The 24,250-nt window shown below is 37.8% G+C and carries 16 protein-coding genes and 4 tRNA genes; 13 read left to right on the top strand and 7 right to left on the bottom strand.

Going from position 1 to position 24,250, the window contains the following annotated elements:
- Window positions 1-29: 29 nt before the first annotated feature.
- The 6 genes from A1D18_RS04360 to A1D18_RS04335 all read right to left on the bottom strand — a co-directional run bounded on the left by A1D18_RS04360 (window position 30) and on the right by A1D18_RS04335 (window position 11,910).
- Window positions 30-1,184, bottom strand: coding sequence for a hypothetical protein (locus A1D18_RS04360; RefSeq protein ID WP_071662594.1), 1,155 nt, complete (start codon window positions 1,182-1,184; stop codon window positions 30-32).
- 4 nt (window positions 1,185-1,188) lie between these two features.
- Entirely contained in the window at window positions 1,189-5,244 is a 4,056-nt protein-coding gene (locus A1D18_RS04355) for a hypothetical protein (protein WP_071662593.1), read from the bottom strand.
- A 207-nt stretch (window positions 5,245-5,451) separates the two neighbouring features.
- Window positions 5,452-6,330, bottom strand: coding sequence for an LOG family protein (locus A1D18_RS04350; RefSeq protein WP_071662592.1), 879 nt, complete (start codon window positions 6,328-6,330; stop codon window positions 5,452-5,454).
- Window positions 6,331-6,514: 184 nt separating this feature from the next.
- Complete coding sequence (pgi, locus tag A1D18_RS04345) at window positions 6,515-8,119, bottom strand: glucose-6-phosphate isomerase (protein WP_071662591.1); 1,605 nt, start codon at window positions 8,117-8,119, stop codon at window positions 6,515-6,517.
- A complete protein-coding gene (gene pcnB, locus A1D18_RS04340; RefSeq protein ID WP_281244160.1) occupies window positions 8,116-9,372 on the bottom strand; it encodes a polynucleotide adenylyltransferase PcnB in 1,257 nt (418 codons plus the stop codon). The genes pgi and pcnB overlap by 4 nt, the downstream gene beginning before the upstream one ends.
- Window positions 9,373-9,732: 360 nt before the next feature.
- Window positions 9,733-11,910: a cation:proton antiporter gene (locus A1D18_RS04335; RefSeq protein WP_071662589.1), complete on the bottom strand. Its 2,178-nt coding sequence runs from the start codon at window positions 11,908-11,910 to the stop codon at window positions 9,733-9,735.
- A gap of 239 nt (window positions 11,911-12,149) precedes the next feature.
- Here A1D18_RS04335 and A1D18_RS04330 point away from each other — a divergent pair, with 239 nt between their 5' ends.
- A complete protein-coding gene (locus A1D18_RS04330; RefSeq protein WP_071662588.1) occupies window positions 12,150-13,034 on the top strand; it encodes an arginase in 885 nt (294 codons plus the stop codon).
- 5 nt (window positions 13,035-13,039) lie between these two features.
- A complete protein-coding gene (rocD, locus tag A1D18_RS04325; protein ID WP_071662587.1) occupies window positions 13,040-14,308 on the top strand; it encodes an ornithine--oxo-acid transaminase in 1,269 nt (422 codons plus the stop codon).
- A 122-nt stretch (window positions 14,309-14,430) separates the two neighbouring features.
- Here the strand turns inward: rocD and A1D18_RS04320 are convergent, their stop codons facing one another.
- A complete protein-coding gene (locus tag A1D18_RS04320; protein ID WP_071663005.1) occupies window positions 14,431-15,027 on the bottom strand; it encodes a MarC family protein in 597 nt (198 codons plus the stop codon).
- A gap of 228 nt (window positions 15,028-15,255) precedes the next feature.
- On the opposite strand from A1D18_RS04320, the gene A1D18_RS04315 reads away from it, so the two are divergent.
- The 11 genes from A1D18_RS04315 to rpoB all read left to right on the top strand — a co-directional run bounded on the left by A1D18_RS04315 (window position 15,256) and on the right by rpoB (window position 24,193).
- Window positions 15,256-15,340: transfer RNA gene (locus tag A1D18_RS04315), tRNA-Tyr, on the top strand.
- A 23-nt stretch (window positions 15,341-15,363) separates the two neighbouring features.
- A tRNA-Gly gene (locus tag A1D18_RS04310) sits at window positions 15,364-15,438 on the top strand.
- 65 nt (window positions 15,439-15,503) lie between these two features.
- Window positions 15,504-15,578, top strand: a tRNA-Thr gene (locus A1D18_RS04305).
- A gap of 180 nt (window positions 15,579-15,758) precedes the next feature.
- Window positions 15,759-15,834, top strand: a tRNA-Trp gene (locus A1D18_RS04300).
- A gap of 115 nt (window positions 15,835-15,949) precedes the next feature.
- Complete coding sequence (gene secE / locus A1D18_RS04295; RefSeq protein WP_071662586.1) at window positions 15,950-16,321, top strand: preprotein translocase subunit SecE; 372 nt, start codon at window positions 15,950-15,952, stop codon at window positions 16,319-16,321.
- A gap of 136 nt (window positions 16,322-16,457) precedes the next feature.
- Window positions 16,458-16,985, top strand: a complete 528-nt coding sequence (gene nusG / locus A1D18_RS04290) for a transcription termination/antitermination protein NusG (protein ID WP_071663004.1) — start codon at window positions 16,458-16,460, stop codon at window positions 16,983-16,985.
- Window positions 16,986-17,231: 246 nt separating this feature from the next.
- Window positions 17,232-17,666, top strand: a complete 435-nt coding sequence (gene rplK / locus A1D18_RS04285) for a 50S ribosomal protein L11 (protein WP_071662585.1) — start codon at window positions 17,232-17,234, stop codon at window positions 17,664-17,666.
- Between the two features lies 1 nt (window position 17,667).
- Entirely contained in the window at window positions 17,668-18,363 is a 696-nt protein-coding gene (gene rplA / locus A1D18_RS04280; RefSeq protein ID WP_071662584.1) for a 50S ribosomal protein L1, read from the top strand.
- A gap of 323 nt (window positions 18,364-18,686) precedes the next feature.
- Complete coding sequence (gene rplJ / locus A1D18_RS04275) at window positions 18,687-19,217, top strand: 50S ribosomal protein L10 (protein ID WP_071662583.1); 531 nt, start codon at window positions 18,687-18,689, stop codon at window positions 19,215-19,217.
- 39 nt (window positions 19,218-19,256) lie between these two features.
- Window positions 19,257-19,640 carry a 50S ribosomal protein L7/L12 gene (gene rplL, locus A1D18_RS04270; protein WP_071662582.1) on the top strand — a complete coding sequence of 128 codons (384 nt, stop codon included), beginning with the start codon at window positions 19,257-19,259 and terminating at the stop codon, window positions 19,638-19,640.
- A 419-nt stretch (window positions 19,641-20,059) separates the two neighbouring features.
- Entirely contained in the window at window positions 20,060-24,193 is a 4,134-nt protein-coding gene (rpoB, locus tag A1D18_RS04265) for a DNA-directed RNA polymerase subunit beta (RefSeq protein WP_071662581.1), read from the top strand.
- The last annotated feature ends 57 nt before the right edge of the window (window positions 24,194-24,250 follow it).

The following is a 24,250-nucleotide window of genomic DNA, read 5'->3' as shown; positions in this document are numbered from 1 at the left end:
TTCATTTAGGCATAGTTTTTGAAAAGAAACTAGGGTCCTCTTGATCTTAAGTAGGGTATTACTTCCTCTTCTTCGGTCTCTGAATTATAACCAGAATCGCTTGAAGTAGGAGTTATTGATCCCGGTTTTTTATTCGTTAATAGTTGTCGATGGTGTTCAGACAAGTCTTCATTTCTTTTATCCATAATTGACTGTAATCTTTTTATACTGTCAACATCTAAAGGACCTACTTCTTGAGTAATTTTCCCCTTTTCATCAGAAGTTGCTGGAGAAGTTGCCTTAAATCTTATTTTGCTAAGATCGATTTGATGACCTTCTTGGATGAGTTCCTCTAAGGCTTTAACAATTCTATTTTTATTGTTATAGATACCCCTAAGCAAAAATAAAATGAGTAAATAAAGTAGGGCTAAAGCCGGTGTTCTATGTTGAATACCAATATCAGCTATTTTCTTGAACATTGCATAATCTTCAGCATCAATGAGCTGAAGAACTATGTCGTTGTTTCCATTGGCTATATCAATCCGAATTTGTTTTTTGATATTTTCTATGTCAACCTTGCGGTCTATTTTTGATTCTGGTTTTGTTGGAACTTTTAATTCTTCAAGCGCTGGTAACGGCTCAACTGTAAAATTTATATTTTTTTGTTGTTTATTTCTGATTGATATATTATCTGAATGAAACTGAAGTTTGGCGAAAGTAGAGGGTAGTAAGGTTTTCCATTTCTCTAAATAATCGTTCAGCTGGTTATAATTTTTATTGAGATGTTCATTGAAAGCCGCTTTAATCTTATCCTTATCATCGGTAGTAAAAACGAGTCCATTTGTGTTTAACATACCGGTTAAATCTTTTAGCAAATTTTCTTTAGTTCGATTTAACTTAGCTTGTGCATTACTAAGTGCCGGATCTAAGCTAAAGGTTGTTAGAAATTCTTTTCTAGTTTCAGTAAATATTTTTTCATGAGTCTCTCTAGCCGCGTTAAATTTTTCTAGTACTGGGCTAGTATCAGTTTGCTTTAATATCGCAAAGGTTTCTTTTCCTGCAGCAGAAAGTTGTTTCTGAAATTCCGGTCCAAAGGCTTCTAAAAACTCGTCTCCAGTAAATTGGGATAAGTCATTTGGTGATTTATTGTTAATAACCAAAGCAGATAAGATATTATTATATATAGTGTCTATGTTTTTCAACATGGTTTTATCCTCTTGACCGTATTATTTGATGGCTAATGGATTCAGCTTTTAGTTTTTCGGATATATCTACCAGTTCATTGGCATGCAGAGTAAATTTTTCTTTAAATACTTCTTCTAGCTTAGCGTATTCTTCTTTCCCAGGTTCATTTTTAATATGACAAAGTATTCGTGTTCCTTTTAGAAGGTTACTATTATCGAGGAGTTTGTTATAGGTCTGAGAGAAAACATAAAGTATTTTCTGCATTTTGGGTGAACAATTGCCAAAGGTGAGTGTATAAGGAGTACTCACTTCACTTACTTTAAAGCTATTAACGAGATGCATCATTTGTGCAAAGCTGACTTCCTCTAGATAGCTATCTTTGTTTCTAAAAAATTTCTTAATTGTTTTATAGGCTAAGCATTGTTCATTACTGCGTGTGACAGCCCACTTACATTCGCTTCCATTGGTTAATGCTTGTGCAAATGTAACTGTTTGACCTATCGTAAGCGCGTTTTGTTTATAAAAAGCATTTTTGTCGATTCGGACCTCATAAGACGAAGGTTCCATTACTATTAGATCGGGTTTTGATGAGTTAGCAATGATACGACACTTATAAGGGAGATACACTCCTTTTGGCGTAACCATAGTTCTTTTTTCTTCGGGGTCGTTCTTTTTAAGCATCTGCATATTTTCAAGTTTAACTATTCTAGTATTTATTTCCTTGCTAAAATGATTATTCGATCGCAGCTTTTCTGTTAAAGCATAAAGCTGGTGAATTTCGTTTTTCCATTTTTTTCTTTCTTCAAGTGTTTTTTCGAGATCATGAAATTTATATAATATCTCCAATGCATTGGTAACGAGTAATGAGATAGCTTCTTTATTAGGTCCAAATTGATTTGCATGATGAGTCAGAATATCGTTAGTAATTTCTTTAGCGATATTATTGCTAATTAACATCCATTTGCTCACATCATTTTCTAATCGATGGTTTATCTGATCAAATAAGGCTGTAATTTGTTCATCGTTAAGGTTAGATCTTTCATTGTCGTCTTTAATTGGAAAAGTAAGAGGTAAAGAGTTATTTAGATTAGCTTTGAAAACCGCATAGTCATCAACTAAATGGGGATATTTTTTTAGTTGCGTTTCAATTTTCGAAATTATCTTATAAATCGTCGCTGGGATTTCTGCATTTATTTCGTATAATCTTTTTAATTCTTTAGTTAATTCAATAAGCGATTTTTGTGTAATGGCTTCATCTACTATGTGTGGTAGTGGAAATATGTTATTAAATTCATTATTCAAATTTTTTTGTTGCTTTTGATCGAGTTCTAAATTAATAGATTTGTTTGTTACTATTCGCAATGCTTTCTCTAACCAAGCTTTTGGAGATAAACTAATTATGTCATTATCAGATGGCATAGCTTGATTAGTCTCGACTAAAGCTTTTTTGCGAAGTATTAAGCGTAACTCCTTGAAGGTATCATCATCTATTTTACTTTCATAATCAGAAGGTAAATGAGGATACTTAACCCGTAAACCTGAGACAAATTCTTGTGCTGAATCGACATATTGTAGTTCTGATGGAAACATTAGTTTTTCATCTTCTGTCAGAAGATGGTCAATGGGTAGTTTCTGTGGATCATTAGCCGGTCGAATATGATTTGTGTTAATTTTTTCTAAAATAGGATCTAAATGAACATTAGGAAAATAATGATTAAAAGTTTGATCAATTTCTTGTGAAAGTTGTTCGTACAATTTTTGTCTGCTTGCTTCTAAAAGATTCAAATTATCAGCGGCACAAGTACTTTTTGTCTGTTCTATAATACCTTTTATACTGTTTGTTTCCAGTAGCTGGGTTACTAATTCCTTAGTAGCTTTTTTTATGGTTTCCGTATGTTCCGTAGGTAGTAGTAACCCATTTCTAAAAATTTTATCTTCTAATGTTTTTTTAGCAGCTTCTTTAAGATTAGCTTTTTCCGTCGTTTGCAAATTTTTAATGCAAAGAGTTATTAGAAGATCTCTGCCTATTTCGGCTATATGATCCTTGAAATTTTTTTGATTTACCCACAAAGTTGGAAAAATATATGAAGCTAAATCTTTTACCTCATCTAAATAGGTTGAAGCCATTAAACCATTAGTATGTATTTTTTCTATAGTTTTAGTGAGTAGCTGTGTTTTATTAGATAATGCAAAAATTAAGTTTTTAATTTCATCTGCTGAGATTTTCTGAAGTTTATCTTTAAAGTCAGATAATTCACTTCTATCGATAGTGTCATTGAATAAATTTTTGGCAGCCGTAGAAGCTATTTGTAAAAATTCTGTAATGAAAGCTTGACTAATTTCCGGGTGATTGTCTTCATTCAATGTACCGACTATCTCTTCCGCATGTTGTATCAGACTTTCAGCGTTATCACGATTTTTTCTTAGGATGTCGTTCAATAAATTTGCACAAGCTCCATTTATAAAAGAATCAGGAAAGATTAATGGAGCTAATACGCTATTTGCTTTTTCTTGAGTTAATAAATCAGCATGCCCAGTTTGAGTATGTAATTCAGTAAGTACGGCTCTTATTTCAGCTTTAGTATCGTCATTCTTAAGTAACCTATTAATGGTATGATTAGCTAAAGTTTTACGATTTAATTCTTCACTCTCTAACTTTAATAAATTATTAAATAAATCGGAATTACTATTTAATAGGTCGTGATCCTGAAAAACCTGCGCATATTCATCATTAAGGTATTTTAGTAGTTCTACTTTAAGCTTTTCTTGAAACTCCTCATTTGAGATTATGTTTTCTATGGGGGTTTCTTGTGTTAAAGGTATGAGCGTAGCACCATTTATAGAATTTATTATCGGTGCTATAGACGCTTCTTCAATGTGTTCAACACTTTTAAAGTTTATCAAATCTTCGCTTGAAGAATGATTTTTGACAAGTATCGTACCTTGTTTATTCCTGAACTGCTTCAAATCAGGTGAACTATGTGATCGACTTAGACTCGAATTGGACGAATGAGTGGATGTTCTGAATGAATTCGGCTCAATAAATGAATTCAGCTCAATAAAAGCTTCATCTTCGCTTTCATCTGAAAAGTTGTTAAAGAATTTATTTATATTTTCATTAGAAATTTTAGAGGTCGGAGAATTCGAAGAATCAGAAGGGTGTCTTGATGAACTCTCTGAGCTAGCGCTATTTTTTTTACTCAAATTAGTATGATGGGCTCGATTAAGATAGTCTTCATGTATAATTTGGTGTTCTAAATCGATTATATCGGTTTCGTTTTTTGGCATACTCCACTCTCCATGTTTTATGTTTTTTACTAGAATTTCTTTTAATTGTTTTTCTTCATTTTCAAATTCAATTTTATTTGATTTATTATTTTTTACAGATAACGCCCCTTCACTAAGATTAGCATAATTTGTTTGTAAATAACTGTCATCCTTTTGACTAGATTGGAGTTTAATTTTTTTTGAGTTATTTGTTTCACTATGGCCCTCTTGTCGTGCTACTTGGTTTTTTTCTAAAAGTTGATTATCAGTAAAGGTACTGTTTATAAAGAAATCATCATAGAAGAAGGATTCATCGTCTTCGTTTTCATGATGATCTTGCTTGAATGTTTCAATAACATGCTTCTCAAGCTTTTTTATTTGATACTTAAGCTTTTTTATTACATCTTCTGATTTTTGAAGTTCTTTTTGTAAGACGGTTATTGCTTTTTCTTTAATAGCGGTAAGCTGTTGTTCTTTTGCTGTAAATTGGTTTAAGGTATTTAAGTTTGAAATAATTTGCTGCGCTAACAAGTTAAGTTTTTCAATGATTAAATCGTTATTAGAAATACCATCTTTTTTATCGTCATCAAACACTATTTTTAGATAGTGCTGCATAGGTGATGATAATTGTTTTTTCACTTCCTCTGACATGGTTGATTCAGTGAAATTTTCTTTTTCTTCTCTTATCTTTTGCGTTGGATTTGATTTTTCTAAATAATTTTGTATTACTTGGACGAATTCATTGACTGCCAGATGAAGTTCTTTTGATTGTTGATCTAACTCTTCTCTTTCTGGGGGATCGGATAGTGGCATTTTTTATTCCTTGTATTGAATTATTATTCTTATTGTTAACAAAGATTTTTTACTTATTTAATTCTACGTGATGAACATTAAGAAACTCTTAAGGTTTTCTTAATGAAAGGTTACGACAGCTTAATATTAAAAGGCGAAGACAATTAATTTAGTTCTATAAGCCAAAGAAATGGGAGAAAAGCTAGAAATTTGAATTATTTAAAAAAATTATTTCATCGGTAAATTATAAAATTGAGCGATAATTTTCCAGGCTTGTTCGGCACTTTCAACATAGTGAAATAATTTTAGATCTTTGGCATCGATCATTCCTTCGCTAAGCAAAAATTTAAAATCGATTAATTTTGACCAATATTTTTTGCCAAATAATAGTAAAGGAATAGGTTTGATTTTTTTGGTTTGTAACAGTGTTAAAGCTTCGAACAGTTCATCTAAGGTGCCGTAGCCTCCGGGAAAGCAGACTAAGGCTCTGGCACGGATCAAAAAATGCATTTTTCGGATGGCAAAATAATGGAATTGAAAACAGAGTTCTGGTGAAATATAAGGATTATGGGTTTGCTCGTGGGGTAACACGATATTTAAACCGATACTTTTTGCTTTGACATCCTGTGCACCACGGTTGGCTGCTTCCATGATACCGGGACCACCGCCGGTGACAATGACAAAATGGCGACGTCGATTTTTTTGGCAGCGTTCAGAGACTATTTGGCTAAAACGTTGTGCTTCTTGGTAATATTTACCCTTTTCGAGTTGATTTTTAAGCAATTTTTCTGTTCTTCTGGTCGCTATACGAGTGGGGTATTGCTTTAATTTTTGTTGTACTTGCTTTAATTGTTGCTTGGTTACTTCAGGATCGACCACTCGCGCGCTACCAAATACGACAATGGTGGACTCTATTTTTAATTTTTGTTGGGAAAGCTCCGGTTTCAATAACTCCAATTGTAAACGTACTGAGCGGAGTGACTTATGCAGCAAAAAATCATGATCTAAAAAAGCCAGCTCATAGGCAGGCCAGGCTACTTTTTGCCGACTACGCTTTTTAACTTCAACTTTTGCTGATGAAAAGGGTTTGGAATCTGCAGCATCCATTTACATTAACCTACTAGGTATAAATGTTAAGTATATCAGCGCTAATCCAGTGTGCCTAATGCAAATAATGATAACAATGTTATGTGAAACGATATGCATAAAGAGAGTATTTGGGTGAGAGCATCGTGAGCAGTAGATATATCCGATAGAGCGCTGGATGAATTAGCTAAAAAAATGACGTAACTTAGCTATTAATCTGTTGATAGAGTTCGATTAGCTCTTGTGTTGAAGAGTCAAAACGTTCAGTGAGTTGTTGGTTTCTAGGGTTATTTAAACTTTGATAAATCTTTTTATTTAATTGTTTGCCGAATTCAACACCCCATTGATCAAAGGGATTAATCTGCCAGATGACACTTTGCACGAATACTTTATGTTCGTAAAGCGCGATCAGTAATCCTAAACTAAAAGGATTAAGTTCATTCAACGCCAACATATTATTAGCATGATTTCCAGGCAGATTTTTGTAACTAATATTGCTGTAGTAACCTTCCATAAAAGCTTTACTTTGACTTAAAGCACTGGCGATGACGTGTTGATGATGCTGAATATTAAGTTTGGGATCACGTAGAGTGCAAATAAAATCAGCTGAAAAATGCGCAGTCCCTTGATGAAACAATTGATTAAAAGCATGTTGAGCATTTAAACCAATGTCTCCAAAAATAATCGGACAGGTGGCATAATTTACCGGCTCACCATTGATACGTGTCGATTTACCATTACTTTCCATCTCTAATTGTTGTAAATAAGCAGGAAAATATTTTAATCCACTATCGTAAGGTAATATTGCATGAGCTGAAGATTGAAAAAAATTGACTTGCCAGATACTTAATAAACCTAATAAAACCGGTATATTGGATAGCCAGGGTTGACGGAAAAAATGTTGATCCATCGCATGACCTCCATTGAGCAGTTCGCGGAAATTTGGCATGCCGATGGCTAAGGCAATCGATAACCCAACAGCCGACCATAATGAATAGCGGCCACCAACCCAATCCCAAAGTGGAAATACATGATCAGGATCGATACCAAAAGTGATAGCTTTTTCGATTTGACAAGTGACGGCTAAAAAATGTTGTTTAATCGATGCGGAAGTAAACTTTTCTTGAAATAACTTTACTAGCGTGGTTGCATTTAAAAGAGTTTCACAGGTGCTAAAAGATTTGCTGGTAATAATAAATAAACTAGTTTCGAAGTTTATTTTTTTTAATAAATTTGATAATGTGCGTTCATCGATTTGAGAAATAAAATGAAAACGTAGCGAGTTTTGTTGCAAGGGTTTCAGTGCCTGGAAGGCCATTAAGGGTCCTAAATCTGAGCCGCCTATTCCTAAATTGACGATATCGGTTATTTTTTTTCCGCTAAAGCCATGCCATTGGTGCTGATGAATTTGGTCTACGACGCGTTGCATTTTGTTTAAGGTGGCGTGAATTTGGACTAAAATATCTTCACCATTCACAATTAATCCTTTTTTTCTTGGGTCCCGTAATGCAGTATGTAAGGCTGGAAGTTGTTGTGTCGTATTGACGCAGGCTCCGGAAAATAAATTATTAATATGTTGTTTCAGATGGGCATTATTTGCCAATTGAACTAACAGAGTCAGTGTTTTTTCAACTATAGGATTTTTTGAATAATCAAAATATAAGTTTTTTTCTGTTAGGCTAAATTTTTTAACGCGTAATGGATCATTTAAAAATAATTCTGCGAGCGGTGTTTTTTTTATTTGTAAAAAATGTTGTTTTAAGTTTTTCCAGCTATCCGACTGAGTCAATCCGGATTCGATTCCATTCATATTGTTCTTCCTCGTCTGGGACGTTTGGCTCCTCGGGGTGCTTGAGTTGCGGCTTGTATTAATTGTTTTCTGGTGTCATCATCCGCTTCTAAAAAACGTGCCCACCAATGGGCTATTTCGACATCAATTTCCTTCATTTTGGCACGCAACAATAAAAAATCATAAGCGGCACGAAAGCGTGGATGGTTCATTAAACGGTGCAGCATAAAAGGGCGGCGTTGTAATAATCGATGTTGTAAATCCCAAATTTCTCGAATGGTGGTACTATAACGACGTGGGATGGTAATCAGTTTTTGCTGTTTACTCAGTGCGTAGCTTACTGCATGCTGATAGGCAATAAATGTTGGTGTATGTTGTGCAATAAGTTGTTGAGCTTTGGTTTGTACGGTAGGCCATAAAAACACAGCAAATAAAAATGCCGGTGAAACGGTTTTCCCTTGTTGGATACGTTTATCGGTATTTTTACAGGCCAGTTCTAGAAGTCTGTCGGTGGTGTCGTCAAACTCATCTTGCTCGGGTCGAGGAAATAATTCATTGATTAAGTGATATTGTTGAAGTAATTGATAGTTTTTTAAAGCTTGGCCATGATGAAAAAGTTTAAGGACTTCTTCAAATAAACGGGCTGGGGGTACATGCCGAAGTAGAGGAGCCAGTTCTTGTATCGGTTCTGCTGTGGCTGCATCTAATTGGAAATCTAATTTCCCAGCAAAGCGAATAGCCCGTAATAGCCGAACGGGATCTTCTTGATAACGCAGCCGGGGTTCGCCAATAATGCGTACTATTTTATTTTGTATATCGGCGAGTCCACCACAGTAATCGACTAAAGAAAAATCAGCGATGTTGTAGTAGAGGGCATTCATAGTAAAATCTCGCCGCCAAACATCTTCTTCGATAGTTCCGTAGACATTATCGCGTAATAACATGCCATGCGTAGCAATCTTACGATGTTTAAAGGATTTTTTTTTGCTTTGGGCTCGAAAGGTGCTGACTTCAAGGATTTCTCGGCCAAAGCGTATATGCGCGAGACGAAAACGTCTGCCAATCAATAAGCAATTGCGAAAAAGTTTTTTGATATTTTCAGGACTGGCATTGGTGACAATGTCAAAGTCCTTAGGTTTTTGATTCAGTAAAATATCACGTAAACATCCACCCACTAAATAGGCACTGTATTTATGTTGATTGAGTCGGTATAGAACCTTTAGCGCATTATGACTAATATCCTTGCGGGAAATAGTATGTTCAGCCCTAGGAATAATTTTGGCCGGTGGATGAGCTATTTTTTTTGGGAATAACCGATGAAAAAACTGCTTAATAATGATGATCTTCCTCTTAATGTGTTGTTAAAGGGTTATTTTAGGTCACTGGATTTGGGTAGGAGATTTTTTGTTCAAAGGATTATACTAAGAACGGACTTCCCCTAGGCATGCATCTTATCAAGATTATCTCATAGTCGCTTAAATTGCTTATGCTAGCATAACGCAGGCTTTTTGTACCTCAAGCAAACCGATACGCTATCTCGAGGAGAGCATGGCCATGTTTACCAGACAAGAAACTTATCTGATCTCACTAGCAAAGGCGGTTAAGGAAATTTTTTAGAAGCCAACAAGGGTCATTTAAGTCGACGCTTTATAAACTAACACGATCAATAAATCTTCTTTATGTAGAATAATATTTTTACTGGGATTAATTTTTCTTACCCCTTTGCGTTCCATACCTAACACTATTCCGTCGATATGATTTTTTTGCATGGCTTCAGCAATGCTAAGGCCGATGAAAGGATGAGTTTTATCGAGTAAAAAAGTTTTTAACTCAAGGTAATTGTATAGTTCTAGTTCTTCTTGATAGGTAGTAATTTGTAATAACTGACTAAACGTATCGATTTGTTCGTCACTACCTAAAATAAACAGCTTATCATAAAGCCTGATTTTTTCATGGTGTGCTGGAGTAAGGATAATTTTAGGGCCACGATAAAGCGCAATGACATGTATGCCAAATTGCTGAGCAAGATTCAATTCTTGTAAAGTTTTATTGATAAAATAATAATTATTCTGAATGTTAGTGCCTTTTAAATTAATACCCCAAGCAGTTAATTCATCTTTAGAAGTTTCTTGAATGCTGGGTGTTTTGATATTGGCTAGAAATCTTTTTTCTAGCCAAGGATAAAATTTTTGCAGTGGTTTATGCAATAAACTAAATAAAGTAAACGCAATAATGATTAGCAGTAAAATAATAGACCAAGTATGAAAATAGGTAATTGCCAAAGTGGTAATGACAGTTAAAGTAAAGATCCATCCTAAGGCGATGATAGGTTTAATTGCAGTATGACGTCGATGCGGGAATGCGCGATAGGCAAAGATCATGCCCCAGATAAACGGTGAAGCTAATAATAAGGCGACGAGACAACTTAACGTATTGACCCAGTAGGTTTTTATAATCCATTCGCTGATTTTTGGAAATATCCATTTTTCACTCAAGCTAAAAATGATCGCTACCATGACACTATTAATCAATAAACGCGTGATGTATTGGCTATACATAACACGTTTTTTCTTCAGTCTTAGGTAGCGATGAATGAGTATGGTGTAATGGCTTAATAGTTCTTTTGCGTGCATAGGAAGATTTTTTTCTAAAAGTTTACTTAGAGGAGCCGAAGACATGATGAGATAGGGTGTCGTAAAGGTCGTAACAGCCGATACGGCAATGATAATCGGGAAGAGAGCCGGGCGGGTTACCTGTAATGTCAGTCCTAATCCGGCGATAATAAAAGAAAACTCACCAATTTGCGCCATACTAAAACCTGTGCGTACCGAAGTGGTTAAACTTTGTCCTGCCGCTAAAGCACCGGTGCCAGTAGCAAAAATTTTAGCAATAATAGTGATGATGGAAATTAGTACGACTATCCAAATATTTTGCATGATGATACTCGGATCGATAAGCATTCCCACCGAAATGAAAAATACTGCCGCAAAAATATCACGGATAGGTCGCATATATTGTTCAATAAACTGAATTAAATCTGTTTCAGCTAAAATAGAACCCATAATAAAGGCACCTAAAGCGGTGGAATAACCAAAGTAGGCAGCAATACAAACTAATATTAAACATAAAGCGACGGAGACGATAGTTAAGGTTTCTTGATTGGCAACATCGACTAATTTTCGAATCAAAGTGGGAATTAAAAAGTAACCGATCAAAAACCAACTACCGACAACTATAAAAAGCTTAATTGCTGAGTCTGCGAGTGTGGCAGAAATAATTGCGTGTGTACCGACTACAATAGAGAGCCCGGCAAGCAATAAAATGGCTAACAGGTCCTCAACTATCAACACGCCAAATACCAATTCAGCAAAGTGTTTGTTTTTTAAACCCAATTCTTCCATGGCTTTGATGATGATAGTGGTGGATGAGATGGAAAGTGCGGCACCTAAAAAAATACAATCGTAAATAGACCAACCTAAAATTTTGCCTAATAAAAAACCAATCAATAAAACTATCAGTACTTCAAATAAACCAGTAATGATAGCCGGTGTTCCGACTCGTTTAAGTTTATGAAAACTAAAATCTAAACCCAATGAAAACATCAAAAAGATAACACCTAATTCAGATAGCGTGTGCAAACTGGGCACATCGGTAACCAGGTCATAGGGAGGAACATGAGGGCCGACAATAATGCCGGATAATAGATAGCCCAATACGACGGGTTGTCTTATTTTTTGAAATAAAAGCGTGACTAAACTAGCTACGCCTAGTATGACAGCAAGATCTTTAATAAGTGGAGCAAGGGGTTGCATAGATCTATTGTTAGTCGTCTTTTCAGATATATCAAGTTTACATTGAAAAAATAAGCTTGAAAGCTTCCAGTTTCTTTACAAAATCTATATTGCTAAAAACAATAGATTAAGTTATAAATTTTATAGATAAGGGTAATGGTAAAGTTCTTTAAATGATTGGCTTAATCTTATCGATGCTTATTTTTATTTTTGTCGAGAAATGTTTGAATCAACAATAAAAACAAGAGGTTTAAAATACTATGACAACATCACTATCCCTAATTGGGTATGCATCCGGTATGGCCGCGAATGACGTAGGTTGTGCAGAAGGTCCGTTACAACTGCAAAATCATGCCTTAGAGCAACAACTATCCGAACAACATTTACCAAGTCATTGGCAAGCTATGTTAGTGCCGCGGAGTGGCAATAAAAACAATAGATTGCAGCGCGTAGTAGAGCTCAATACCGAATTATCTACCATAACTTTTGATTTAACCCAACAAAATAAACGTTTTGTTGTATTTGGGGGCGACCATTCCTGTGCGATAGGAACTTGGAGTGGCGTGGTAGCTGCACTGGAAAAACAACAACAAAGCAATTTGGGATTGATTTGGATTGATGCGCATATGGATAGTCATACCTTTGAAACGACTTCCACAGGTAACATTCATGGTATGCCACTAGCAGTTCTACTGGGTTATGGTGACACATCGCTAACACACATCTCAATACCTTATCCTAAAATAGATCCGAAACATTTGGTTTTAATCGGTATTCGTAGCTTTGAAGCGGAAGAAGAGAAATTATTAGAGCGTTTAGGTGTACGCATTTATAACATGGAAGTGATTGAGAAACGGGGGTTGGAGACGGTATTTGCCGAAGCGATAGCCTATGTAAAAAAAAATTGTTTAAGATTTGGTGTTAGTTTGGATTTAGATGGGATTGATCCTTTCGATGCGCCCGGTGTGGGCGTGCCAGAAGCTGACGGTATTTCAGGAAAGAATTTATGTCAAGCACTGACTCAATTACGCCAAGAATCATTACTTATTGGAGTTGAAGTAGTTGAGTACAACCCTTATCATGATCAGAATCACAAAACGGAAAGATTAATTAAAGAAATATTGCTGAGTATTTTTGGAGTTTAAACTAAATGAGTAAGCAACCCGTTTTAGCCGATCAACAGCCAACCTTTGCTAATGATCTAAGGCTTAATAATCCTATCGAGCTTGAGCAACGTTATGGCGCGGCCAATTATGACCCTTTACCCGTGGTGCTGAGTCATGGTTTAGGTGCTGAACTTTGGGATATTTCTGGTAAACGTTATATCGATATGATGAGTGCTTATTCAGCAGTGAGCCATGGGCATAGTCATCCTCGTTTAGTGAGTGTTTTAACGCAGCAGGCACAACGCTTAGCCATTTGTTCTCGCGCTTTTTATAGTGATAGGCTGGGAGCTTTTTTAAAGCGTATCTGCGATTTAACTCAAATGGAGTGTGCTTTACCCATGAACACGGGTGTTGAAGCGGTAGAAACCGCGATCAAAGCCGCTAGAAAATGGGCTTATACTATAAAAAAAGTATCAGAAAACCAAGCTGAAATTATTGTTTGCCGAGGTAACTTTCATGGCCGTACGACGACAGTGGTAGGCATGTCATCAAAGCCTCAGTATCAATTCGGTTTTGGTCCGTTTGCGCCAGGATTCAAAACCATAGAATATGGTGACGCAGCTGCTTTGTCGGCTGCAATTACCCCAAATACGGCTGCTTTTTTAGTCGAGCCTATCCAAGGTGAGCGAGGTATTGTTGTGCCTCCCCAAGGATATTTACAAGCTATTGAAAAAATTTGTCGGAAAAATAATGTTTTGCTTATTTTGGATGAAATACAAACCGGTTTAGGGAGAACCGGTCGATTTTTGGCCTATGAACATGAAAACGTTAAACCCGATGGTTTAATTCTAGGTAAAGCATTAGGCGGTGGTTTGTTGCCGGTTTCATTGTTTTTAAGTCGTCGTGATATCATGCATGTTTTTACACCGGGTGATCATGGCAGCACTTTTGGTGGTAATCCTTTAGCGGCAACAGTCGCATTAGAAGCTTTAAACATACTATTTGATGAAAGCCTAATCCAACGTTCAGCAGAGTTAGGGGATTATTTATATCAAAACCTATTGAAAATATCATCACCGTTAATCAAAGAAATTCGTGGTAAAGGTTTATTCATAGGTGTCGAACTGGATGGACGCTATGCAAAAGGGCGTGATATTGTTTTACAGTTATTAGAGCAAGGTTTATTAAGCTATGAAACCCACGATACCGTTATTCGCTTAGCGCCGCCTTTAGTCATTAGCAAACAACAGTTAGATAAAGCGCTAAGCATATTAAAAAAAGTATTGTTAGCGAATACTGTTCAGCAAAATTAAAAGCATATTAATCAAAGATACTCACAGCAATTAGATTTTTGGCAAGTGCCGCGTCCATGCAAGAATCTGGTTTATACAATAACCATGAGGATTGTAACTTGAGCGCGAACGCAGAAAAAAATTCAAGTGCGAAGAGCACTGAGGTAGGTTCCTAAGCCGGTTAAAAACATCTGTACGGCAATAGTGGTTAATATCATTCCCATTAAACGTTCTAATGCAGCAATTACTTTGATACCCAATAATTTTTGTAAAGGTACAGCAATTAAAAGTAATAGTGTCGCTATCAATGAAGCGGCCGCTAAGGCGGCAAACCATTCGCCCATTTGATGAGGTGCTTGACTGGCGAACAAGATGACGGTAGTCATGGCAGAAGGCCCAGCGAGCAGAGGAATGGCCATAGGAACAATAAAAGGTTCTCCTTGAGTTTGATCAGCTAATTTATTTTGGCTCATAGGGAACAACATTTTAATGGCAATAAGAAATAAAATAATTCCGCCCGCAATCCCTAATGCTTCTTCACTAATATGTAAGCTATCTAAAATTGGTTTTCCACAAAATAAAAAAAGTGTCAGGATAGCAAATGCAATTAAACTTTCACGCAAAATAATTTTAGTGCGTCGGTTGGGATCAACTTGTTTGAGTAATGATAAGAAAACTGGAATATTTCCCAGCGGATCCATGACTAAAAAAAGTGTCACCGTAGCAGAATAAATGTTCATTTGAAAATGCATGATAAATAGATACTCACAGCAATTGGATTTTTGAGAAGATGCCGCAACCATGCAGCAATTTATGTGTATACAATATTATACCTGAGAATTCTGAGTTGAATGGTGCACAGAAAAAAATCAAGTGTGAAGAGTATACAAAAAAATATTTATGTATTGTAATGAGAATAGTGGTTGACATCCAGCCTTGACTTTCGCAAAATAGCCCCTCAATTTTGAGGAGGGGTTCCCGAGTGGCCAAAGGGAGCAGACTGTAAATCTGCCGGCTCAGCCTTCGAAGGTTCGAATCCTTCCCCCTCCACCAGTTAATTTTTAGATATTAAATTTGCGGGTGTAGTTCAACGGTTAGAATTCCAGCCTTCCAAGCTGGCTATGTGGGTTCGATTCCCATCACCCGCTCCAGAAAGCAATGCAGCATGAGTGCCAACAGATAAAAATTCAAGTGTGAAAGAGTATAATGCGTGCAGGCCCACATGGCTCAGTGGTAGAGCACTTCCTTGGTAAGGAAGAGGTCACCGGTTCGATCCCGGTTGTGGGCTCCATGATGGTTTAGATTTTTTTATAGTAAATTAATTACAGAAGCATAGAATCGAGTATTTTGTTTGATTTCTAGGCGATTGTTTTTGAGAAGCGGAGTGTACACGCAGTACATGAGCATCGGAAAAGACAATTCAACAACGAAGTCAAACAAAAGACGAAGATTTGTTAAGATGAGTAGAATTAGGCCAGTAGCTCAATAGGCAGAGCGGCGGTCTCCAAAACCGCAGGTTGGGGGTTCGATTCCCTCCTGGCCTGCCATAAACCTAGGTTTGCTAAGGTTTAACTAGTGTATTTGACGTCGAGGGGTGCATAAACTGGGCGTGAGAACAAAATCAAATGACTCAGTTTTGTAGAAAATATAGAAATAGGTGAAATGAAGAACGCAAAGGTTGAAAGCAAGGTAACTAGAAGAGAGTGGATACTCTGGATAATAATGGGAATTATTATCCTATTAGCTGTTTATGCCAATAATTATTTTTCTCATCAGGCCATTGCTATTCGCTTGATAGGGTGGATAATAGCTGCTCTTATACTGACATCATTATTTTTTTATACCGCACTAGGGCGGCGATTTTGGGCGTTTGCGCAAGCTTCACGTGCTGAGTTACGCAAAGTAGTTTGGCCAACACGAGAAGAAACGGTCCGTACTACTTTGATCGTTATGGCGATGGTTATAGTAGCGGGTTTGTTTTTATGGGGCATAGATACACTCTTATTATGGGCAGTTTCTTTTTTAACAGCGTAAATGAAGAGGATAGTTAACGAATATGGCAGAAAAAAAATCAGAACTTCATTCCGGTGTTTCAGAACAATCATCGAACGATCCTATTTCAACTAATGAAAAGTCATCTGCAACAGAACAAAAGACTCTACATGGATCTATGCAATGGTATGTCGTCCAAGCACGTTCAGGTTATGAACGCAAGGTTTTAGATGCGTTAAATGAACGAATTAAGCAACAAGGTTTGGCTGGTAAATTTGGTCAAATTATTGTTCCGACGGAAGAAGTCGTCGAAATACGCCAAGGCCGTAAGCGTAAAACGGCACGTAAGTTTTACCCAGGCTACGTTTTAGTTGAAATGGATATGGACGAAGATAGCTGGTATCTGGTTCAGAAAACACCGGGTGTAATTAAATTTATTGGTGGAACAAGTGATAAACCAGTGCCTCTAAGCAGTCGAGAAGTTGATAAGATTTTACAGCGTATGCAGGAAGGTGTAGACAAACCCCGGCCTAAAGTCTTATTTGAAGTAGGTGAAGTGGTGCGTGTTGTGGATGGACCTTTCGCTGACTTTAATGGTGAGGTCGAAGAAGTAAATTATGAGAAAAACCGCATGCGTGTTTCAGTCATTATTTTTGGCCGTTCCACGCCGGTTGAATTAGAGTTTGGTCAAGTTAAAAAAGCTTGATACATTGTAGAGCCCTTTACTAAAAGTAAAGAAAGAAAAATTAAATCATATGGACTGATGTTAAAAAAAGAGGATTTTGGATGGAGAGCGAGGTGTTAGCTTTTCTAGGAACGGAGTTGACCATTGATGTCAATGAGTATCATAGATAAAGCTAGCAACAAAGCACCGCCAAAAAAGCCGATATTTAACGTCAATCCATCAATGGGAAGCTTAGTGATAGTTAAGCGTTAGAACCCGGAGGTAAAAATGGCAAAGAAAATACAAGCTTATGTGAGGTTACAGGTAAAAGCCGGCGAGGCTAATCCTGCGCCACCTATTGGTCCTGCTTTGGGACAACAAGGGGTGAATATTATGGAATTCTGTAAGGCCTTTAATGCGCGTACCCAAAGTGTAGAAAAAGGGATGCCGATGCCGGTAGTAATTACGGTGCACACGGATCGTAGCTTTACCTTTATTATAAAAACCCCTCCTGCTTCCTATTTAATCATGAAGGCAGCGGGCATCAGCAAAGGTAGTAGTATTCCCAATAAAAATAAAGTCGGTAAAATTACTCGTAAACAACTCGCTGAGATTGCAACGGTTAAAATGCCTGATCTAACCGCAGGTGATTTAGCAGGTGCTATGCGTACAATAGCTGGCACAGCGCGTAATATGGGCATTGAAGTTGAAGGGGAAGTATAAAATGGCTAAATTAAGTAAACGTTTTCGTTTGATTAAAGAAAAGCTGCTACCTGGGAAGGTATATACAGTGGTAGAAGCCGTCACCTTACTTAAAGAATTTCCAGTTAAGTTCAATCAAAGTGTTGATGTCAGCATCAATCTAGGTGTTGATCCACGTAAATCGGATCAGACCGTTCGTGGTGCGGTTGTATTGCCACACGGAATAGGTAAAACGTTGCGTGTTGCTGTGTTTGCGCAGGCAGCCAATGCCGAAGCAGCGAAGGCAGCAGGCGCTGATATCGTCGGTTTTGAGGATTTAGCTGAAACCATTAAAGCCGGTAACTTAGACTTTGATGTGCTTATTGCAACACCGGATGCTATGCGCTTAGTGGGTCAACTTGGCCAGATATTAGGACCTAGAGGCTTGATGCCTAATCCTAAATTAGGCACAGTAACGATGGATGTCAATACAGCAGTCGCCAATGCAAAATCGGGTCAAGTGCGTTATCGTGCTGATAAAGGCGGAATAATTCACTGTACGATTGGTAAGTTAAGTTTTGAGCCTCAGCAATTATTGCAGAATTTAGAGGTACTGGTAGGGGCGGTTAAAAAAGCCAAACCTGCTACTGCTAAAGGGATTTATCTAAAGAAGTTAAGTCTATCTAGTACCATGGGGCCTGGTTTATTAATTAATTTAGCATCGCTAGAAGCAAGTTAATGAGGCACGTTGCTCTATTTGTGTAGATACGGAATAACCTAAATAAGTGGTTTATATCTTGACTATTTAGCTTATTTAGGATAGAAGAGCTACCCCCGCTTGATATAAGTAGCGGGAATGAATTCGCAGTTAAAGGGCTTTCCCTCTAACTGTCGGAGACCGTAGGTGCATCATCATTAACCAAAGATAGATTTATGTCTTCTTATTAATTTGATGCTTAATTTTTTTACCTACGCAGACGGTGAACCTTTATGGCCACCGAGCCTTCAACCATCACCCAGTAATACTCGATGGTTGAAATAATATATGAGGAGAAAACCAACGTGACATTAAGACTTGAAGATAAACAGGCCATTGTTGCGGAAGTTGGAGAGGTTGCAAAAAATGCGTTATCAGCAGTCACTGCTGAATATCGTGGTTTAAGCGTCGGGGAAATGAGTCAATTACGATTGCAAGCGCGCAGCTCTGGAGTGTATTTACGTGTCGTGCGTAATACCTTGGCGCGACGTGCTTTAGAGGGTACAGGCTTTGCGTGTTTACAAGATACGCTGGTAGGGCCTTTGCTTTTAGCATTTTCCCAACAAGAGCCTGGTGCGGCAGCGCGGCTTATTCGAGCATTTATCAAGCAAAATGAAAAATTGATCGTTAAGGCAGTCGCCTTAGATGGTCAATTATTAGCGGTGAATGAGCTCGAAAAACTCGCTAACCTTCCAACCCGTGACGAAGCCATTGCGACATTGATGGCAGTTATGAAAGCACCAATGACTAAGTTAGTGCGTACACTCGCTGAGCCACAGGCTAAATTAGTACGTACGTTGGCTGCTATACGTGACAAGCAGCAAGCCGCCGCGTAATGGTGTTTTAATTAAAGTTATTTTTTTGGAGTGATTAATATGAATGCTAAAGCAAAAGAAAATGTATTAGATGCAATTTCTAACATGAGCGTCATGGAAGTTGTTGATCTGATTAAGAATATGGAAGAAAAATTTGGTGTTTCTGCAGCCGCAGCGACAGTCGCCGTATCAGCAACACCAGGTGCCGCTGCCGCAGCGGTTGAAGAAAAAACCGAATTCAATGTGGAATTGAAAGAAGTGGGTGCTAATAAAATTAATGTGATTAAAACAGTGCGCGAAGCGACGGGTCTTGGCTTAAAAGAAGCTAAAGATTTAGTTGAATCAGCACCTAAGGCGGTCATTAAAGAAGGTTTATCGAAAGCAGATGCTGAAGCGCTTATTGCTAAGCTTAAAGAAGCAGGTGCTACAGGCGAAATGAAATAAGTCTTATAACAGTAAAGAATGCTCAGATTTATGCTGGGCATTCTTTGTGTTATGAAACTAGTTTTTAAGCACGCTGTCGGTTTAATTTTTGAATACACAGCACAATTTATAAAATTCATGTTTAAGACGATGTTAATCGTAAGGACGTAGGCTAAAAAGGGACTTAGAACGAGATTGAAGTTTTATGCTCACAGCAATGGGGTTTTTGGCAAGGCGCCTCGAAAACGAAGCAGTCGGAATGTATTGTGGTATACATGAGGATTGCGAGTTGAGCGGCAATGCAGAAAAAAATTCAAGTGTGAAGAGTAGTTAAAAAATAGGCTTTAAAGCGTTACTGATAGCCAACACTAACATAAGCCCAGCTATAATGGGCACGATTTTTCTTTATTTATTCTGTTCTCTAACTAGGTGAACTTTAGATGGTAATTCGGACATCCCCAGCAACTGAGCAAACAAAAACCCCTTATTCGTTTACTGAAAAAAAACGTATTCGCAAAAATTTTGGTAAACAAGCAACCATAATGGAAGCGCCCTATTTATTAGCGACGCAAATTGAGTCTTATCACCGATTTTTACAAGTAGATACCTCACCAGATGCGCTGGAAGATGTAGGGCTTAATGCGGCTTTTAAATCTATATTTCCTATTTCTTCTTATTCGGGTGGTGAAGCCACACTGGAATATATTACTTACCGAATAGGGCAACCTCCTTTTGATGTTAAAGAATGTCAAGCACGTGGTTTAACGTATGGTGCTCCTTTGCGTGTTAAAATGCGTCTGATCATTTATGATAAAGAAGCAGCGCCAGGCTCAACCAAGATCAAGTATATTAAAGAGCAAGAAGTGTACATGGGTGAGTTACCATTGATGACAGACACAGGAAGTTTTGTAATTAATGGAACCGATCGAGTAGTTGTTTCGCAGTTACATCGTTCACCCGGTGTATTTTTCGAGCACGATAAAGGCAAAACCCATTCTTCGGGTAAATTGTTGTATGCAGCGCGAATTATTCCTTATCGTGGTTCGTGGTTAGATTTTGAATTTGATCCTAAAGATAATTTATTTGTTCGTATTGATAGACGACGTAAATTAGCGGCTACCATACTTTTACGCGCCTTAGGATATACCTCAGAAGAAATATTAGAGTTATTTTTTAGTAATAATGTTTTTCATTTAAAAGGTGAAAATGCAGTTTTGGATTTAGTGCCTGAACGTTTGCGTGGTGAAATTGCGAGCTTTGATATTAAAGACGAAGCAGGCAAAATTATTATTGAGCAAGGTCGGCGTATTGCAGTTAGACAGATCCGTGAAATTGAAAAAGCTAAGATTAAACAATTAGAGTTACCGATTGGTTATTTGATAGGAAAAACACTGGCTAAGCCTATTATTAATGCAGAAACGGGTGAGATTCTATTTGAGGCAAATACAGAATTAACTGCAGACATAGTCAAAAAATTGATAGAAGCACAAGTAGAAAAAGTAGAAACCTTATATACTAACGACTTGGATTCAGGTGCTTATATTTCGACAACTTTACGTATTGATCCAAGTCATAGTCAGCAAGAAGCATTAGTTGAAATTTACCGCATGATGCGTCCAGGGGAGCCACCGACTAAAGAGGCGGCGGAAGCCTTGTTTAAAAATTTGTTTTTTGTTTTGGATCGTTACGATTTATCTGCTGTAGGACGGATGAAATTTAATCGACGTTTAGGTCGAGAAGAAATTACCGGGCCAGGCACCTTGACCAAAGATGATATTGTGGCTGTATTGCGTGCATTGATCGAAATACGCAATGGTAAAGGTGATGTGGATGATATCGATCATTTAGGTAATCGTCGTGTACGTAGTGTCGGTGAAATGGCCGAGAATCAATTCCGTATTGGTTTAGTGCGTGTTGAACGAGCAGTCAGAGATCGCTTAAGTGTGGCTGAGTCTGAAAACTTAATGCCACAAGATTTGATTAACGCTAAACCTATTTCAGCGGCTATCAAAGAATTTTTTGGATCCAGTCAGCTATCGCAGTTCATGGATCAAGTGAATCCTCTTTCCGAAATTACGCATAAGCGTCGGGTTTCTGCCTTAGGGCCCGGTGGTCTAACACGTGAGCGAGCGGGTTTTGAAGTTCGAGACGTGCATCCAACCCATTATGGCCGTGTTTGCCCGATTGAAACGCCTGAAGGTCCTAATATTGGTTTGATCAATTCCTTGGCGGTGTATGCTCGAACTAACCATTATGGATTTCTCGAGACACCATACCGTAAAGTTGAAAATGGCAAAGTAACCAAAGAGATTCAATATTTATCTGCCATTGAAGAAGGTAAATATGTTATTGCGCAGGCTAACACACGTCTTGATGGTCATGGTAAGTTGATCGATGACTTAATTCCTTGCCGGCATCGTAATGAGTCGATGCTGACGACAGCGGATAAAGTCAATTACATGGATATTTCGCCTGCTCAAGTTGTTTCGGTGGCGGCCTCTTTGATTCCTTTCTTAGAGCATGACGATGCAAACCGTGCGTTGATGGGCTCGAACATGCAACGCCAAGCGGTACCTACCTTGCGCACAGAAAAACCTTTAGTGGGTACGGGTATGGAGCGCAAAGTAGCGGTTGACTCAGGTGTGGTAGTGGTGGCTAAACGGGGCGGTTTTATTGATTCAGTTGATGCAGGTCGTATCGTTGTGCGTGTTGACGATGAAGAAGCGACGGCAGGTACAGCAGGTGTTGATATTTACAATCTAACAAAATATACCCGCTCTAATCAAAATACCTGTATTAATCAACGACCTTTAGTAAAGAAAGGCGATCAGATTAAAAAAGGGGATGTGATGGCGGATGGTCCATCGACTGACTTAGGTGAATTAGCTTTAGGACGTAATTTGCTCGTCGCCTTTATGCCATGGAATGGTTATAACTTTGAAGATTCTATTTTAATTTCAGAGCGTGTTGTTTCTGAAGATCGTTTTACTACAATACATATCGAAGAATTAACCTGTATTGCACGAGACACTAAGTTAGGAACCGAAGAAGTGTCATCCGATATTCCCAATGTCGGGGAAAGTGCACTTTCTAAGTTAGATGAGTCGGGTATTGTCCATTTAGGCGCTTGGGTAGAGGCGGGTGACATATTGGTTGGAAAAGTGACACCGAAAGGTGAAACACAATTAACGCCCGAAGAAAAATTATTACGTGCTATTTTTGGTGAAAAAGCGTCGGATGTAAAAGACAGTTCCCTACGTGTTCCTTCAGGAATGCGTGGCACGGTCATTGATGTCCAAGTATTTACACGAGATGGTTTAGAAAAAGATAAACGCGCGTTAAGTATTGAAGAAACAGCTTTAGATAAAATTAAAAAAGATTTATATGACGAATTTAGAATTTTAGAAAATGATTGCTATCAGCGTTTAGAAACTTTATTGGTGGGTGCGACAGCTAGCAGTGGGCCGAATAAATTAAAATCAGGCAGTAAAATTTCGTTAGAATATTTACAAAATCTGCCAAAAGATCAATGGTTTTCTGTCAGTTTACGTGATGAAGCGGCTAACCAGCAATTGGAAGCCGTTGCTAAACAGTTAGAAGGAGCACGTCTTGCCTTAGATGAAAAGTTTGAAAATAAACGAAAAAAACTAACCCAAGGTGATGATTTGGCGCCCGGCATACTCAAAATTGTTAAAGTGCATTTAGCCATCAAGCGTTGTATTCAGCCAGGTGACAAGATGGCCGGCCGGCATGGTAATAAAGGAGTTATTTCTACCATTATTCCTGTCGAAGATATGCCTTACATGGAAGATGGTACGCCGGTTGATATTGTTCTTAATCCTTTAGGTGTGCCATCACGTATGAACGTGGGTCAGGTGCTTGAAACGCATTTAGGTTGGGCAGCAAAAGGTTTGGGTATTAAAATTGCTAGCATGCTGGATGCACGAAAGAATATTAAAGAAATTAAACACTTCTTAGGATCTATTTACAACGATACTAAAGAAACGGCACAAAAAGTAGATTTAGACAAATTATCGGATGAGTCTGTTGTGGAGCTGGCGCAAAATTTACGTAACGGTGTGCCTATGGCGACCCCTGTTTTTGATGGTGTGATCGAAGCCGAAATTAAACGCATGTTACGTTTAGCCGATTTACCAGAATCAGGACAAACTACGCTCTATGATGGTAGAACCGGCGAACGTTTTGAACGGCCTGTTACGATTGGTTATATGTACATGCTGAAGTTGAATCATTTAGTTGACGATAAGATGCATGCACGTTCTACCGGTTCTTATAGTTTAGTCACTCAACAACCCTTAGGTGGTAAAGCGCAATTTGGTGGCCAGCGATTTGGTGAAATGGAGGTTTGGGCGTTGGAAGCTTATGGAGCGGCTTATACTTTACAAGAGATGTTAACCGTCAAATCGGATGATGTTGCCGGCCGAACGAAGATGTACAAAAACATTGTTGATGGCGACCATCAAATGGAAGCGGGTATGCCTGAATCATTTAACGTATTAGTCAAGGAAATACGCTCCTTGGCAATTAATGCAGAATTAGAAACCAAAGATTAATCTGAAGTGGAGAGTAACACCTTGGCTACTAAACCAAAAGCAGACACTATAAAGTCA

The sequence above is a fragment of the Candidatus Rickettsiella isopodorum genome, from assembly GCF_001881495.1.
GTDB lineage: Bacteria > Pseudomonadota > Gammaproteobacteria > Diplorickettsiales > Diplorickettsiaceae > Aquirickettsiella > Aquirickettsiella isopodorum.
The sequence above is the reverse complement of the archived record's forward strand: the minus strand, read 5'-3'. Positions and strand labels throughout refer to the sequence as shown.